Below are 13723 nucleotides of genomic sequence, written 5' to 3'. Positions count from 1 at the left end.
GGCTCACGAGAGGGCGGGCAACACCTCGGAGGCGACCCGTTCGAGGGTCGCCTCCTTCCCGGCGAACCAGCCCGACTCGCGCGGCCAGTGGGTCACGACGTCGGTGAAGCCCAGGCTCGACGCCCTGGCCAGGGCGTCGGCGAAGAAGGAGGCGCTCGACAGGGAGTACACCGGTGCGGCCGGGTCGAGCAGGAGGAAACGCCCGGCCGTCGCCGGGTCGCGTCCCTCGGCGGCCAGGGCCTCGTCGAACTGCCCGGCCGCCGTCTCCACCGTGGCCCACCAGCCGGGCATGTCGCCGGCCGGGAGACCCGTGGTCACCCAGGCGTCGCCGTACCTGGCCGCCAGGCGCATCGAGCGCGGGCCGCGCGCGGCGACCACGAACGGCACGCGCGGGCTCTGCACGCACCCGGGAGTGCTCCTGGCGTCGGCGACGGTGAAATGGTCGCCGCGCTCGGTGACGTGCTCGCCGCGCAGCAGCCGGTCCAGCAGGCCGAGGAACTCGGCGAAGCGCTCGAAGCGGGCGCGGGCCGTCAGGGGCTCCCGGCCGAGCACCGTGGTGTCGTGTCCCGCGACGCCGCCCGCCCCCACGCCCAGCGTGAACCGGCCGCCGCTGACGTCGTCGAGCGCGATGATCTCGCGGACGAAATGCGCCGGATGCCGGAAGTTCGGGGAGGCGACCATGGTGCCCAGCCGGATGCGGGAGGTCACCGACGCCGCGGCCGCCAGCGTCGGCACCGCGTCGAACCAGGGGCCGTCGACCAGGTCACGCCAGCCGATGTGGTCATAGGTCCAGGCATGGGCGAAGCCGTACTCCTCCGCGCGCCGCCAGCGGTCCGCGGCGACCTGCCACCGCTGGTCGGGGAGGATCAGGATTCCGGCACGCATGGCCGGAATCTACACCAGCGGCCCCCGTCAGGCGGGGTCCAGGGCGCCGGTCAGCGGCTCGCCCGCGACCTGGTAGACCTGCAGCATCACGCCGGTGCCGCTCGCCTTCGACTCGGCCAGCCGCAGTCCCGTGGGCGCGATGTCGTGCCACATGTTCTTCCCGGTGCCCAGGACGACGGGGAAGACCAGCAGGCGCAGCTCGTCGACGAGCCTGGCCCGCAGCAGCTGCTGGACCAGCGTGGGGCTGCCGTGCACCTGCAGGTCGCGGCCGGGCAGCTCCTTCAGCTTGGTGACCTCGGCGACCAGGTCGCCGGTGAGCAGGGTCGTGTTGGCCCAGGAGGTCTCGGTCAGGGTGCGGGTGGGGACGTACTTCCGCAGGTTGTTGAGCTGGTCGGACATCGTGTCGGTCTCGGGGTCGACGTGCGGCCAGTAGGTCTCCATGATCTGGTAGGTCTTGCGGCCGAGCAGGAACGCGTCGACGGTGGAGGCCCAGCGCTCGGTGGCCTCGTTGAAGTCCTCGTCGAGGTGCGGCACCAGCCAGCCGCCGAGCTCGAAGCCGTTCTCGCGGTCCTCCTCCCGGGCTCCGGGGGCCTGGGCGACGCCGTCGAGCGTGATGAACATGGTCACGGTGAGCTTCATGGGGTTCCTCCTCGGTGATTGCCCTCACTGTGGCGCGGAGGACTTACCGATCTCTTACCGTCCTGGAACATCGGTGGAACGGGATGGAACACCCCAGGGTTAGTCATCGCTCGCGACGCTTCCCACGGGGGTCACCTTGTCACGTTCCACTGCTCACTTATCCATCCGGCTGAGCCCGTTCGCTCTGCCGCTCATCTGCACAGCCCAGCTCATGGCGACGCTGGACGTGACGATCGTCAATCTCGCCCTGCCCGCCGTCCAGCGGGAGTTCGGCCTGTCGAACGCGGGTCTCGCGTGGGTGATCGACGCCTACACGCTGGCGTACGCGGGCCTGCTGCTCCTGGGCGGGCGCATGGGGGACCTGGCCGGTCATCGCCGGACTCTGATGATCGGGATCCTGGTCTTCACGGTCTCGTCCCTGCTCGGCGGTCTGGCCCACGACGCCGGGCTGCTGCTCGCCGCGCGGGCCGGGCAGGGGGTCGGGGCGGCGCTCGCCACCCCCACGACCCTGTCCCTGATCACGACGCTCTACGCGCCGGGGGCGGCGCGGACCAAGGCCATGGTCGCCTACGGCGCGATGGCGGGGCTGGGGATCACGCTCGGGCTGGTGCTGGGGGGCTTCCTGACCGAGCTGGCGTCCTGGCGCTGGGTGTTCCTGGTGAACGTCCCCATCGGGGTCGTGCTGCTGGCGAGCGCGCGGCGCGTGCTGCCCGAGTCGACGGGCGTCAGGCGGCGTCCTGACGTGCTGGGCGCGGTCGTGGGGACCGGCGCGCTGGGGTTCCTGGTGTACGGCGTGATCCGCACGGGCTCCGACGGCTGGGGCGACCTGGTCTCCTCCGTCGCCCTCGGCGTCTCGGCGTTGCTGCTGGTCGCCTTCGTCCGGATCGAGCGCACGGTCGCCGAGCCGATGTTGCCGCTGCGGCTGCTGGCCCATCGACGGCGGCTGGGCGCCTATCTCATCGCGGCGCTGCTGTTCGCCTGCCTGTATCCGTCGTTCTTCTTCCTCAGCAGGGCGCTGCAGGACGTGCTCGCCCAGGACCCGATCGAGGCGGGGCTCAGGTTCCTGCCGATCGGGGCAGGGGTGCTCGTCTTCGCGCTCGTCACGCGGCGGCTCGTCCACGTCTCCGGGTCCAGAGCGCTGGTGCTGGGCGGCACCGCCGTCACCGCGGTCGCGGCGTTGTGCCTGGTGATGCTCGACACCGGCAGCTCCTATCCGGCGCTGCTGCTGCCCGCGCTCGTCGGGCTGGGCGCCGGGGTGGGGACGACGTTCGTCGCCAACGCCGCCTCGGCCATGACCGATGTCGGCGACTCCGACGCCGGGATCGCCTCGGGCCTGCTCAGCACCTTCCAGGCGGTCGGCGGCACGGTCGGCGTCGCGGTGCTGGCCGCCCAGGCGGCTTCGGAGACCAAGGCGGCGCTGGCGTCCGCGGTCGCGCCGGGTGAGGCGCTGATGGCCGGGTTCGCGCAGGGGTTCGCCATCGCCGGCGTCCTGGCCGCGGTGGCGTTCGCCGTCGCCGTGGCCACGTCATGACATGTCAAGAGAGGTGCGTTGTGTCCATTCCCGTTCCCAGTACTGATCCCTTCTACGCGCCGGCCGGGCGTCTCGGCCGTCCCGGCGAACTGCTCAGGACCCGCGAGGTCGAGGTGAAGAGCGCGGAGGTCTCCGTCGCCTGGCAGGTCGTCCACGTGTCGACCGACTCGCGCGACAGGCCGGTCGCGGTCTCCGGCACCGTCCTGCTCCCGGCCGCGCCCTGGCGGGGACCGGGCGCCCGGCCGGTGCTCAGCTACGGCGTCGGCGTGCACGGCCTCAGCCGCGACGCCGCCCCCAGCTACCTGCTGCGCTCGGGCGACGAGATCGAGATCACGATGATCGAGCACGCGCTGGCGCGCGGCTGGGCGGTCGTGGTCACCGACGGCGAAGGGCTCGGCATGCCGGGGCCCCACACCTACGGGGCCGGCCGGTCGGGCGGCCACGCGATGCTGGACATCGTCAGGGCCGCTCCCGGCCTCGGCCGGGACCTGGCCGGGCCGGTGCTGGTCTGGGGGTATTCGGAGGGCGGGCGTTACGCCGCCTGGGCCGCCGAGCTCCAGCCCTCCTACGCCCCCGAAATGGATCTGCGGGCCGTGGCGGCAGGCGGGGTCCCCTCCGACCTGCGGGCGGTGGCCAAGGCCATCGACGGCGGACCCTTCTCCGGGCTCGGGCTCGCCGTGCTCGTCGGCCTGTCGCACGCCCACCGCGATCCCGCCCTCGACGCGATCCTCACCGACCGGGGGAAGGCGGCCGCCGCGCGGGCCGCGACCCTCGACGTCGTCGGGCTCATCATCGAGTTCCCCGAGCCCATGCACCATCACACCGTCCGCGAGGAGCCGTGGGACGAGCCGGTCTGGCGCGCATTGCTCGACCGGGAGAAGAACGGCCGCCGCGCGCCGCGCGTGCCGGTCCGCCTCTACCACGTCGCCGACGACGTGCTGGTGCCCACCGCCCTGGGCCGGGAGCTGTACGCGGACTACGCCGCGCTCGGCGCGCGGGTCAGCTGGGCCGACGTCGTCGCCGACGACCATCTCTCCGGCGCCTTCGCCGGAGCCCCCTCGGCCGTCGCATGGCTGGCCGATCATCTGTCAACGGAGGAGAAATGAAGATGTCCACGCGTGTGGCCGCCCTCGCGGCGGCCGTGACCCTCGGCCTCGGTACGGCACCGGCCCACGCCGGAACCGAGCCCGGGGCGATGGCCAAGCCCCGCCTCACCGTCAACGAGAGCGCGGGCCAGTGCCGGCTGACCGTCATCACCAGCATCGGCATGTCGCAGGCCCAGGCGCAGTACCAGATCGACAACGGCGCGAGCGCCAGGATCGAGGTCTGGGCCGACGACCTCGTCTACGACAACCGGCTCTACAAGGCGCTGCCCACGGCCATGACGGCCAGCAGGTACGACGGCGGCCTCATCATCACCGGCCAGCCCTCGGTCCCGTGCGTCCGCCTCGACGAGGACGGTCCCGAGAACTTCGACACCGAAGGGGACGAGATCTACGTCAAGGTCGTCTTCGAGGGCCCCGGATACCCGCGGATGTCGAAGAGCTCCAACGTGGTCAAGGGCCGCTGGTAGGGCCCTCGCAAGAAATGTTCAAGACAGGATTCCTACGGTGGTTCAAAATTTGATGAACCACCGGAAGAACCTGGGAGCGGCGCATGGCCCGTCGACACAGCCGCCACTGCGACGTGCACGCCTGGTACGCCGGCGACGACCTGCGCTCCGGTCGTGACCGGTTCGAGGCGGCCTACCTCGCGGCCGAGGCCGCGGGCGACGGTCCCGCCATGGCCGTGGCGGCACTGGGTCTGGCCGGCCTGTGGATCCACGACCATCGCGGCTTCACGGCGGGCACGTCGATCGAGGTACGCCTGCGGCGGGCGTTGTCGGCCGTGGACCCGGGCTCCCCGCTCGCCCTCCGGCTCCGGGTCCGGCTGGCCGCCGAGTCCGACTACCGGTCGGGCGAGCACCAGGCCGTCCTCGCCGTCCTGCAGGAAGCCAGGGCGTACGGCGACTGCGCCGCCCTGGCCGAGGCGGCGGGCCTGGCCCACCAGTGCCTGCTCGGCCCCGGCCACGCCCCGCTCCGTCACGAGCTGGCCAGGGAACTGCTCGCCGCGGGCTTCCAGACCTCGTGCCGCAGCGACCTGCTGATGGGCCTGCTGTGGCGCACCGTCGGCCACATCCTCGACGCCCACCCGCACACCGAACGGTCCCTGGCGGAGCTGCGCGCGCAGCTCGAACACGAGGACCACCAGGCGATCGGGTTCGTGCTGCAGGCCATCGACGTGATGCTCGCCATCCGCGCGGGACGCCTGGGCGAGGCCGAGGCCAGGGCCGCCGCGTGCGCGGAACGGGGCAGGCTGGTCGGCGACGCCGACGCCACGAGCTGGTACGGCGGGCAGATGGTGGCCATCCGCTGGTACCAGGGCCGCATGGCGGAACTGGTGCCCCTGCTCGCCGAGGTGGCGGCCTCCCCCGATCTCAGCGCGGTCGACAACTCCTACCTGGCCGCGCTGGCCGTGGCCGCCGCCGAGGCCGGGGAGCACCGGCAGGCCGCGGGGGCGCTGGCCCGCCTGCGCCGATCGGGCCTGGCCTCGTTGCCCCGATCGAGCACCTGGCTGGCGACCATGTTCGGCGTCGTGGAGGCGGCCAACCTGTTACACGACGCCGAGACCGCGGCCGCCGCCTACGAGCTGCTCATGCCGTACGCCCACCTGCCCCTGGTCGCCAGCCTCGGCGTCACGTGCTTCGGCTCGGCCCAGCACGCGCTCGGCGTGGCCGCGCTGACCACGGGCGACCCGCAGCGGGCGATCGAGCACCTCAAGCTCGCCGTCAGGGGCAACCTGGCGATGGGGCACTGGCCGGCGGCGGTCCTGTCGCGCGTGCGCTGGGCCCAGGCGCTCATGCTCAGGGCCAGGACCGGCGACGCCGCCGAGGCGGGACGCCAGCTGGAGGTCGCCGCCTGCGAGGCCGCCGGGCTGGGCATGACCGTGCCGGGGGAGCGCGAGCTGCACGCGGCGATCATGAACGCGGTGCCGCAGGCGCAGCGGCCGCTCATCGAATGCCGACGCGAGGGCCGGTGGTGGCGGGTCGGGCTCGGCGCCAGGAGCGTCGACGTCAAGCACAGCCTGGGCATGGAGTACCTCGCCGTCCTGCTGGCCAACCCCCGCTACGAGGTCCCCGCCATCGAGCTGGCCGCCGGGCCGGTGCCCAGCCAGGAGGCGGTCGCCGCCGCCGGGATCACCCAGCCGACGCTCGACGAGACCGCCGTCAGGGCCTATCGCGAACGGCTGTCGCAGCTGCAGGAGGAGATCGACGACCACGAGGCGGCCCACGACACCGTGCGCGCCGAGCAGTTGCGGGTGGAACGCGACTGGCTGCTCGAAGGGCTGGCGTCGGCCACCGGGCTCGACGGGCGGATCAGGAGCTTCACCGGCAACGAGGAGCGTGCCCGCATCTCGGTCGGCAAGGCCATCCGCCGTGCCATCGAGAGGATCGCCTCCGCCGACGCGATCCTGGGCGGGGAGCTGCACGTCACCATCCACACCGGGCGCCTGTGCCGCTACCAGCCCAGGTGAGCCTTCCTCGTCAGGGCTCACTCGCCGGCGATGTCCAGCGCCGTGCCGTACAGACGTGAGACGTGCAGCCTGATCACCACGCGGCGCTCGTCCACCAGCTGCCGCAGGAAGGCGGCCTGCGCGGCGGGGTCGTCGAAGGCCGGGACGAGCGCCAGGAGCTCCTTGCCGACCGCGTCTCCCGGCTGCGTGGTCACCTCGGACACCTCGGCCTGGCCCTCGGCGACCGCGAACGACCAGATGTTCGGCCCGTTCACGTGCAGGGACAGGTGGGGGTTGGCGCGCACGTGGCGGGCCTTGAGCCGGTCGGCCGTGGTGGAGACCCGCACGATGCGCTCGGCGGGGCTCCAGTTGTACAGGACGGTAGAAAGGTGCGGGTGGCCGCTGCGCTTGACGGTGGCCAGGACGCCGAACTGCTGATCGGCGAGCAAGGCGCTGAGCTCGGCGTCGGTGAGGACTCGCGGCTCGGCGGGGCTGGAGGTCATGGGGATCACATCCTGTCTGTAGGGCGGAACGAGTGGTCAGGCTACGGGGGTGAGCTGCGGCGCCTGCGCGGCGGTCGTGTCGCGGCCGGGCTGGCGCAGGACCAGGAGCGCGACGACGAAGGCGGCCACGAGCAGGGCCGCGGCGACGGCGAAGGCGACGTGGTAGCCGCCGGTCAGCGCGGCCGCCTGGCTCCGGCCGCCGCCCAGCAGCTCCTCGGTGCGGGTGGCGGCCAGGGTGGACAGGACGGCGACGCCGAAGGCCATGCCGATCTGCTGCGTGGTGTTGAACAGTCCTGACGCCAGGCCCGCGTCGTCGGCCTTGGCGCCCGACATGCCGAGCGAGGTCAGGGCGGGCAGGACCAGGCCGCCGCCCGCGATGAGCAGCATCACCGGGAGCAGGTCGGTGACGTAGTCGGCCTCCACGGGGATGCGCGACAGCCACAGCATCGCGCCGAGCAGCAGCGCCAGACCGGTCAGCAGGACGGCGCGCTCGCCGAGGCGGGTGTTGAGCCGGGCCGAGACGAACAGGGAGACGCCGCCGATGGCCAGGGCCGCGGGCAGCATCGCCAGGCCGGTCTCCAGCGCGCCGTAGCCGAGGACCTTCTGCATGTAGAGGGCGACGAGGATCTGGAAGGCGAACATGGCCGACAGGGTGAGGATCTGGACCAGGTTGGCGCCGGACACGTTCCTGGAGCGCAGGATCCGCAGCGGCATCAGGGGCGTCCTGGCGCTCGCCTGGCGCAGGACGAAGGCGACCAGCAGGGCGAGCGAGACCGCGCCGAGCACGAGGGTGTGGGTGGCGAGCCAGCCGTGCTCCTCGACCTTGACCACGGTGTAGATGCCGAGCATCAGTCCGCTGGTGACGAGCACGGCGCCGATGACGTCGGCTCCGGCCGCGAGTCCCGCGCCGCGGTCGGCGGGCAGCGCCCGGATCGCCAGGGCGATCGTGGCCAGCCCGATGGGCAGGTTGATGAGGAAGATCCAGTGCCAGCTGAGCAGGTCGGTCAGGACTCCGCCCAGCACCTGGCCGATCGAGGCGCCCGCGGCGCCGGTGAAGCTGAAGATGCCGATGGCCTTGGCGCGTTCCCTGGCGCCGGTGAAGAGCGTCACCAGGATGCCCAGCATGACGGCGGAGGCCATCGCGCTGCCGACGCCCTGCAGGAACCGGGCGACGACCAGCATCCCAGGACCGGTCGACACGGCCGCCAGCACCGATGCGGCGGTGAAGACCGCGTTCCCGGCCAGGAACATCGCCTTGCGGCCGATCAGGTCGCCCAGCCGGCCGGCCAGGAGGAGCAGTCCGCCGAAGGCGATCAGGTAGGCGTTGACGGTCCAGCTCAGCCCGGCGGGGGAGAAGCCGAGGTCACGCTGGATGGCGGGCATGGCGACGGTGACGATGCTGCCGTCGAGGATGGTCATCAGCATCGCGGCCGACAGGACGGCGAGGGCCGACCAGGGTGAACGAGGTGACATGGGGCTACTCCTGACCTCTTGAGGGGTACAGGAGAGACCTTAACAGATAGTTTCGTTGCAGACTATCTATGTCGGTCTTATTTATCCCTTCTGGCGTGCCCGCCGCGCTCCCTGCGAGGCCTCGACCGGGCTCGCCAGATGGCCTCCGGCCAGCCGGTTCATCGCCCGGAGCAGCACCTCACGCTCGTCGTCGGGCAGGGCGCCCAGGGCGGCCCGGTGCACGCCGTCGACGATCTCCTGGCTCCTCCTGGCCACCTCCTCGCCTGCCTCGGTGACCGCGATGATCCTGGCCCGCCGGTCAGTGCTGGACGGGCGGCGTTCGGCCAGGCCGGCCTTCTCCAGGGCGTCGACGGTCACCACCATGGTCGTCTTGTCCATGTCGCCGATCTCGGCGAGCTGGATCTGTGTGCGCTCCTCTTCGAGGGCGTGCACGAGGACGCAGTGCATGCGCGCGGTCAGGCCGATCTCGGCCAGCGCGGCCGCCATCTGGGTTCTCAGCACGTGGCTGGTGTGGTCCAGCAGGTAGGAGAGGTCCGGCTCGGTGCGCGCGGGTGCCATGGCGGTCATGGACCGAGTCTAGCAACTGGTTTCGTTCTGGATTATCTGCTTCTTTTCTACGGGTTCTCCTGCGGGGCGGCCAGCACCGACTGCACGGACCGGGTGATCACGTCGGCGGCCCGCGAGGATGCCAGCCGTCCCGCTCGCACCTCGGCCGCCGCCCCGTGCAGGAGGTAGTGGACCACGTTGACCAGCCAGTCGAGCGGCAGGTCGGTGCGGAAGACGCCCTGCTCCTGGCCCCGGCGGATCAGCTCCGTCATGCGGCGCACGGGCTCCTCGTGCAGCTCGCGCACCCGCCCCGTGGGCAGGACCTCCTCGGCCGCGGCCAGCAGCGCCGCCGACTGGGCCACCACCTGCCAGCTGGAGTCGAGCAGCCGCGCCATGGCCTCGCGGGCGTTCCCGCCGAGGTCGACCGACGACAGGACCGCGTCGCCGGTCCGCAGCGCCTCCACCAGGGCCGCGTCGATCAGCTCGGCCCGCGTGCCGAAGTGGCCGTACAGGGTCATCCGCCCCACGCCCGCGGCCCTGGCGATGTCGTCGGTCTTCGCGTTCGGATCCGCGCTCAGCAGCTCGCGTGCGGCGGCCACGATGCGGGCGATGCTGCGCTCGGCGTCGGCCCGGCGTTTGGGGCGTGCGGCTGAATCGACCATGCCCACACTCTAACGCGTACGCGATGTACGAGTTATAGTCTGGCTAAAGCTCGTACATGGAGTACGAGTTATCCCCTCGGAGGCACCCATGAACCAGTCAGGCGCGCACCCCGCGCGATGGCGCATCCTCGGACTGCTCGGCGTGGCCCAGCTGATGCTGATCCTCGACGTCACCGTCGTCGCGATCGCGCTGCCCCACATCGAGACGGATCTCGGCCTCACCCGCGAGGCGATGACCTGGACGGTCAGCGCCTACACGCTCACCTTCGGCGGGCTCATGCTGCTCGGCGGCAGGATCTCGGACCTCGTCGGCGCCAAGGGGGTCATGCTCGCCGGGCTCCTCGTCTTCACCGCCGCGTCGCTGGCCACCGGGCTCGCGGGATCGGCGGCCATGCTCGTGGGCGGCCGCATCGCGCAGGGCGTCGGCGCCGCCCTGCTGTCACCCGCCGCGTTGTCGCTGGTGGTGGCGCTGTTCGACGGGGAGGAGCGCAACCGGGCCCTGGGCGTGTGGTCGGCGCTCGGCGGGGGCGGCGCCGCCCTCGGAGTCCTGCTGGGCGGCCTGCTCACTGCGGGACCCGGCTGGTCGTGGGTCTTCTACGTCAACGTGCCCATCGGGCTGGTGATCGCCGTCGTGCTCGCCGTCCTGCTGCCCAAGGTACGGCCGTGGGCCTCCGACCGGCCCCGGCTCGACGTCCTCGGCGCGGTCCTGGTGACCGCGTCCTCCGCGTCGCTGATCTACGCGCTCATCGCCGCGGGGGAGCGAGGATGGCTCACCCCGCTCACGGGCTGGCTCGTCCTGGCCGCCGTGGCCGGATACGCGCTGTTCGTGCTGTGGCAGCGCCGGGCGCGCTCGCCGCTGATGGACGTGCGGATGCTGGTGCGGCGGCCGGTGGCGACCGGCGCCTTCCTCATCCTCATGGCGACGGCCCTGATGATCGCGGTGTTCTTCCTGGGCACCTTCTACTTCCAGCAGGCGCTCGGCTACGGCGCCCTGCGGACCGGGCTGCTGTTCCTGCCGGTGGCGGTGGCCACGATGATCGGGGCCAACCTCACCGGACGCCTGATCGGCCGGTGGGGCGGGCGGGCCCTGGCCGTCGCCGGTCTGGCGGTCGCGGCCGCAGGCATGGCCGTCCCCGCTCTGTCGATGCATCCCGTCAGCGTCGTGGCCGGCGTCTCCGTCGCCGCGGCCGGAACGGGGGCGATGTTCGTCGTCGCCTCGGCGACCGCGCTTGGCCAGGTGGCGCCCCAGGAGGCCGGGATCGCCTCCGGCATCGTCAGCACTTTCCACGAGTTCGGCGCCTCGCTCGGCGCCGCCGTCGTGTCGAGCGTCGCCGCCGCGAGCCTGGTAGGAGATACCCTGAGCGGCTTCGCCGGGGGATTCGCCGTGGCGGCCGTCGCCGCGGCTATCGGCATCGTCGTCGCCGCCCTGGTGACGCCCGGACGAGTTCGGCCCTTGGAGGGACAGTCGTGATCGAGATCCGCCGCGCCACACCGGAAGACGCCGCCACCGTGCACGCCCTCATGCGCGCCCTGGCCGAGACCCAGGACCAGGCCTGGGCCATCGGCGTGACCGTCGAGATCCTGGAGGGGCTGCTGGCCCGCCCCGACGTCACCTACCTCCTCGCCGAGCGCGAGGGCCGGGCCGTCGGCTACGTCTCCTGGCTGCAGCGGGTCAGCTTCTGGTCCGGCGAGGACTACTGCGCGCTGGACGACCTGTTCGTGTCCGGCGCCGAGCGCGGACAGGGCGTGGGGGAACGGCTCATGCTCGCCGCCGCCGACGCGGCCGAGGGCAGGCTGATCCGCTGGGAGGTGGCCGAGGCCAACGTCGCCGCGCAGCGCTTCTACCTGCGCATCGGGGCCGAGCTGGTCACCAAGAAGATCGGGCGGTGGAAGCCGGGAATCATCGCCGCCGACTAATGGTTAAAGGCGAGCGTGACCATTAGAATCGTATTGACGTGAGCAGGTTCGCCCAGCTGGCCTTCACCGAGGGTGTCCAGGCGCACCAGAAGGCCCACGGCAGCCATCGCGCCTACCGCCGGGCTCTCGAAGGGCCCGCGGAAGGCGATCGCCTGGGGCCGGGCGAGCGCGCCTTCATCGCCGAGCGCGACAGCTTCTACATCGCCACGGTGAGCGAGAGCGGCTGGCCGTACATCCAGCACCGCGGCGGGCCGCCCGGGTTCCTGAGAGTGCTGGACGACAGGACGCTCGGCTTCGCCGACTTCCGCGGCAACCGGCAGTACATCACCCGCGGCAACCTCGACCACGACGACCGCGTCTCGCTGTTCCTCATGGACTACGCGAACCAGGTCAGGCTCAAGGTGCTCGGCAGGGCCCGAGTGATCGAGGGTGACCTGTCCCTGGCCGAGGCGGGCTATCCCGCCAGGGTGGAGCGCGCCGTCTCCATCCGGGTCGAGGGGTTCGACTGGAACTGCCCGCAGCACATCCCCCAGCTGTTCTCCCGTGACGCCGTCGGGCACGCGCTCGGGCACCTGCGCGATCGGGTGGCCGAGCTCGAACGCGAGAACGCCCGGCTGCGCGCAGGAGAATGAGCGTTGACTTTGTCGCAAGTTATGTCGCACCATGTTGCTACAAAGCTTGCGACAAAGGAGGCGTGCTGTGATGAGTACCCCCGACCCCGGCCCCGACTCCGACCTTGGTCCTGGCCCCGGCCCCGGCCCTGGTCCTGGCCCCGGCCCGCTCGCGAGTGAGGCCGACCTGCGCTCGGCGGGCGACTGGCTGACCCGGCACCACCTGACCGGCACCACCGTGACCCCGGTGCTGGCCAGCAGGCTGGCCGTCCGCAGGCGCGCCCGCCTGTTCGCCCACATCATGCTCGCCGTCCTGATCCTCGGCAGCTCCCTCGTCGCCGCACTCAGCGGCTTCCGGCCGCAACGCCCCGTGCCGCTGCTCGCGCTCACCGCGCTGGTGGCCGGACTGCTGGTCGGGCAGACACTGCTCGACTGGTGGGTGCGGCGCGTCGACCAGCGGGCCGGCGCCACGCTGTCACGCCGGGCCGCCCACTCGATCCAGCCCGGCTGGCAGGACGTGCTCGGCCGGCCCTACGCCGTCTTCGCCCTCGCCACCTTCGCCGGCGCGATGATGCTGACCGGCAGCGCCCTGGCCGTCCCCGACTCCACCGTGCGGCAACTGGCCGTCGTCCTGCTGATCGGCCTGCTCGGCGGGACGGCCGTCATCGTCATGCAGCTACGCCACCTGCTCAGACGCCCGGTCGTGGCGGAGGACGAGGAGTCGCTGACCGCCGACGTCATCATGCGCATCGAGGACGCCCGCGAGCTGACCATGCCCAGCGTCCAGTGGTCGCTGCCCATGGTGCTGCTGTTCGGCACCGCGCCCGGCTGGTGGAGCGCCGCCGCGGTCGCCTACGTGCTCCTGGGGCTGGCCGCGTTCGTCGCCATCCACTCCAGGATGCCGTCGAGCGCCACGGCCGCCCGGCAGGCGATGGGCACCCGATGATCGTCATCGACGCGGCCTCACCGGTGCCGCCCTTCGAGCAACTGCGCGCCCAGCTCGCCCGGCAGATCCAGGACCGCACGCTGGCGGTGGGCGCCCGGCTGCCCACCATCCGCCACCTCGCCGCCGACCTCGGCCTGGCCGTCAACACGGTCGGCCGGGCCTACCGGGAACTGGAGGAGGCGGGGCTGATCGAGACGCGGGGGCGGGCGGGGTCGTTCGTGTCGTCCTCAGGCGAGGAGGGACGCGAACGAGCCCGCCGGGCCGCCGCCGACTACGCGGCCGTGATCGCCAGCGTGGGCATCGACGCGGGCGAGGCGCTCCGCATCGTCCAGGCCGCCCTGACCACGGACACCCCGGCCCCGGCAGCGCCCTGACCCCGCCTGAAGGCCCGCCTCGACGATCTTCAGGAAGCCTTCAAGAGTCCTGAAGCGCCCCCTGTCACGGTGACGGAAAACCCG

15 protein-coding genes are annotated in these 13723 nt (G+C 72.2%); 9 read left to right on the top strand and 6 right to left on the bottom strand.

The genetic code is table 11. The features are described from left to right. Positions 1-3: 3 nt before the first annotated feature. Positions 4-885: an LLM class flavin-dependent oxidoreductase gene (locus ACIBH1_RS36810; RefSeq protein WP_397318654.1), complete on the bottom strand. Its 882-nt coding sequence runs from the start codon at positions 883-885 to the stop codon at positions 4-6. A 27-nt stretch (positions 886-912) separates the two neighbouring features. Further along, positions 913-1524, bottom strand: coding sequence for a dihydrofolate reductase family protein (locus ACIBH1_RS36805; protein WP_397318653.1), 612 nt, complete (start codon positions 1522-1524; stop codon positions 913-915). Between the two features lie 136 nt (positions 1525-1660). On the opposite strand from ACIBH1_RS36805, the gene ACIBH1_RS36800 reads away from it, so the two are divergent. The 4 genes from ACIBH1_RS36800 to ACIBH1_RS36785 all read left to right on the top strand — a co-directional run bounded on the left by ACIBH1_RS36800 (position 1661) and on the right by ACIBH1_RS36785 (position 6628). Further along, positions 1661-3055, top strand: a complete 1395-nt coding sequence (locus tag ACIBH1_RS36800; RefSeq protein WP_397318652.1) for an MFS transporter — start codon at positions 1661-1663, stop codon at positions 3053-3055. Positions 3056-3075: 20 nt separating this feature from the next. Continuing rightward, positions 3076-4161, top strand: coding sequence for a lipase family protein (locus tag ACIBH1_RS36795; protein ID WP_397318651.1), 1086 nt, complete (start codon positions 3076-3078; stop codon positions 4159-4161). Positions 4162-4163: 2 nt separating this feature from the next. Continuing rightward, the gene (locus ACIBH1_RS36790; RefSeq protein WP_397318650.1) at positions 4164-4628 is read left to right on the top strand and encodes a hypothetical protein; all 465 of its coding nucleotides are present in this window, start codon (positions 4164-4166) and stop codon (positions 4626-4628) included. A gap of 83 nt (positions 4629-4711) precedes the next feature. Next, positions 4712-6628, top strand: coding sequence for a hypothetical protein (locus ACIBH1_RS36785; RefSeq protein ID WP_397318649.1), 1917 nt, complete (start codon positions 4712-4714; stop codon positions 6626-6628). A gap of 17 nt (positions 6629-6645) precedes the next feature. Here the strand turns inward: ACIBH1_RS36785 and ACIBH1_RS36780 are convergent, their stop codons facing one another. From ACIBH1_RS36780 to ACIBH1_RS36765, 4 genes are all read right to left on the bottom strand, one after another. Continuing rightward, positions 6646-7110 carry a TIGR03618 family F420-dependent PPOX class oxidoreductase gene (locus ACIBH1_RS36780; protein ID WP_397318648.1) on the bottom strand — a complete coding sequence of 155 codons (465 nt, stop codon included), beginning with the start codon at positions 7108-7110 and terminating at the stop codon, positions 6646-6648. Between the two features lie 36 nt (positions 7111-7146). Next, positions 7147-8583: an MFS transporter gene (locus tag ACIBH1_RS36775; RefSeq protein WP_397318647.1), complete on the bottom strand. Its 1437-nt coding sequence runs from the start codon at positions 8581-8583 to the stop codon at positions 7147-7149. Positions 8584-8664: 81 nt separating this feature from the next. Beyond that, the gene (locus tag ACIBH1_RS36770) at positions 8665-9150 is read right to left on the bottom strand and encodes a MarR family winged helix-turn-helix transcriptional regulator (RefSeq protein ID WP_397318646.1); all 486 of its coding nucleotides are present in this window, start codon (positions 9148-9150) and stop codon (positions 8665-8667) included. 47 nt (positions 9151-9197) lie between these two features. Next, positions 9198-9791 carry a TetR/AcrR family transcriptional regulator gene (locus tag ACIBH1_RS36765; protein ID WP_397318645.1) on the bottom strand — a complete coding sequence of 198 codons (594 nt, stop codon included), beginning with the start codon at positions 9789-9791 and terminating at the stop codon, positions 9198-9200. Positions 9792-9879: 88 nt separating this feature from the next. Between ACIBH1_RS36765 and ACIBH1_RS36760 the strand changes: the two genes are divergently transcribed. From ACIBH1_RS36760 to ACIBH1_RS36740, 5 genes are all read left to right on the top strand, one after another. After that, positions 9880-11262, top strand: a complete 1383-nt coding sequence (locus ACIBH1_RS36760; RefSeq protein ID WP_397318644.1) for an MFS transporter — start codon at positions 9880-9882, stop codon at positions 11260-11262. Next, entirely contained in the window at positions 11259-11708 is a 450-nt protein-coding gene (locus ACIBH1_RS36755; RefSeq protein ID WP_397318643.1) for a GNAT family N-acetyltransferase, read from the top strand. Before ACIBH1_RS36760 ends, ACIBH1_RS36755 begins: the two co-directional genes overlap by 4 nt. A 38-nt stretch (positions 11709-11746) precedes the next feature. Further along, entirely contained in the window at positions 11747-12340 is a 594-nt protein-coding gene (locus ACIBH1_RS36750) for a pyridoxamine 5'-phosphate oxidase family protein (RefSeq protein ID WP_397318642.1), read from the top strand. A gap of 70 nt (positions 12341-12410) precedes the next feature. Then, positions 12411-13265 (top strand): hypothetical protein, encoded by an 855-nt coding sequence (locus ACIBH1_RS36745; protein WP_397318641.1) that lies wholly within the window; start codon positions 12411-12413, stop codon positions 13263-13265. Continuing rightward, positions 13262-13639, top strand: a complete 378-nt coding sequence (locus tag ACIBH1_RS36740) for a GntR family transcriptional regulator (protein WP_397318640.1) — start codon at positions 13262-13264, stop codon at positions 13637-13639. The genes ACIBH1_RS36745 and ACIBH1_RS36740 overlap by 4 nt, the downstream gene beginning before the upstream one ends. The last annotated feature ends 84 nt before the right edge of the window (positions 13640-13723 follow it).

It is taken from the genome of Nonomuraea sp. NPDC050663, assembly GCF_044456985.1.
In the GTDB taxonomy this organism is placed as follows: domain Bacteria; phylum Actinomycetota; class Actinomycetes; order Streptosporangiales; family Streptosporangiaceae; genus Nonomuraea.
The sequence above is the reverse complement of the archived record's forward strand: the minus strand, read 5'-3'. Positions and strand labels throughout refer to the sequence as shown.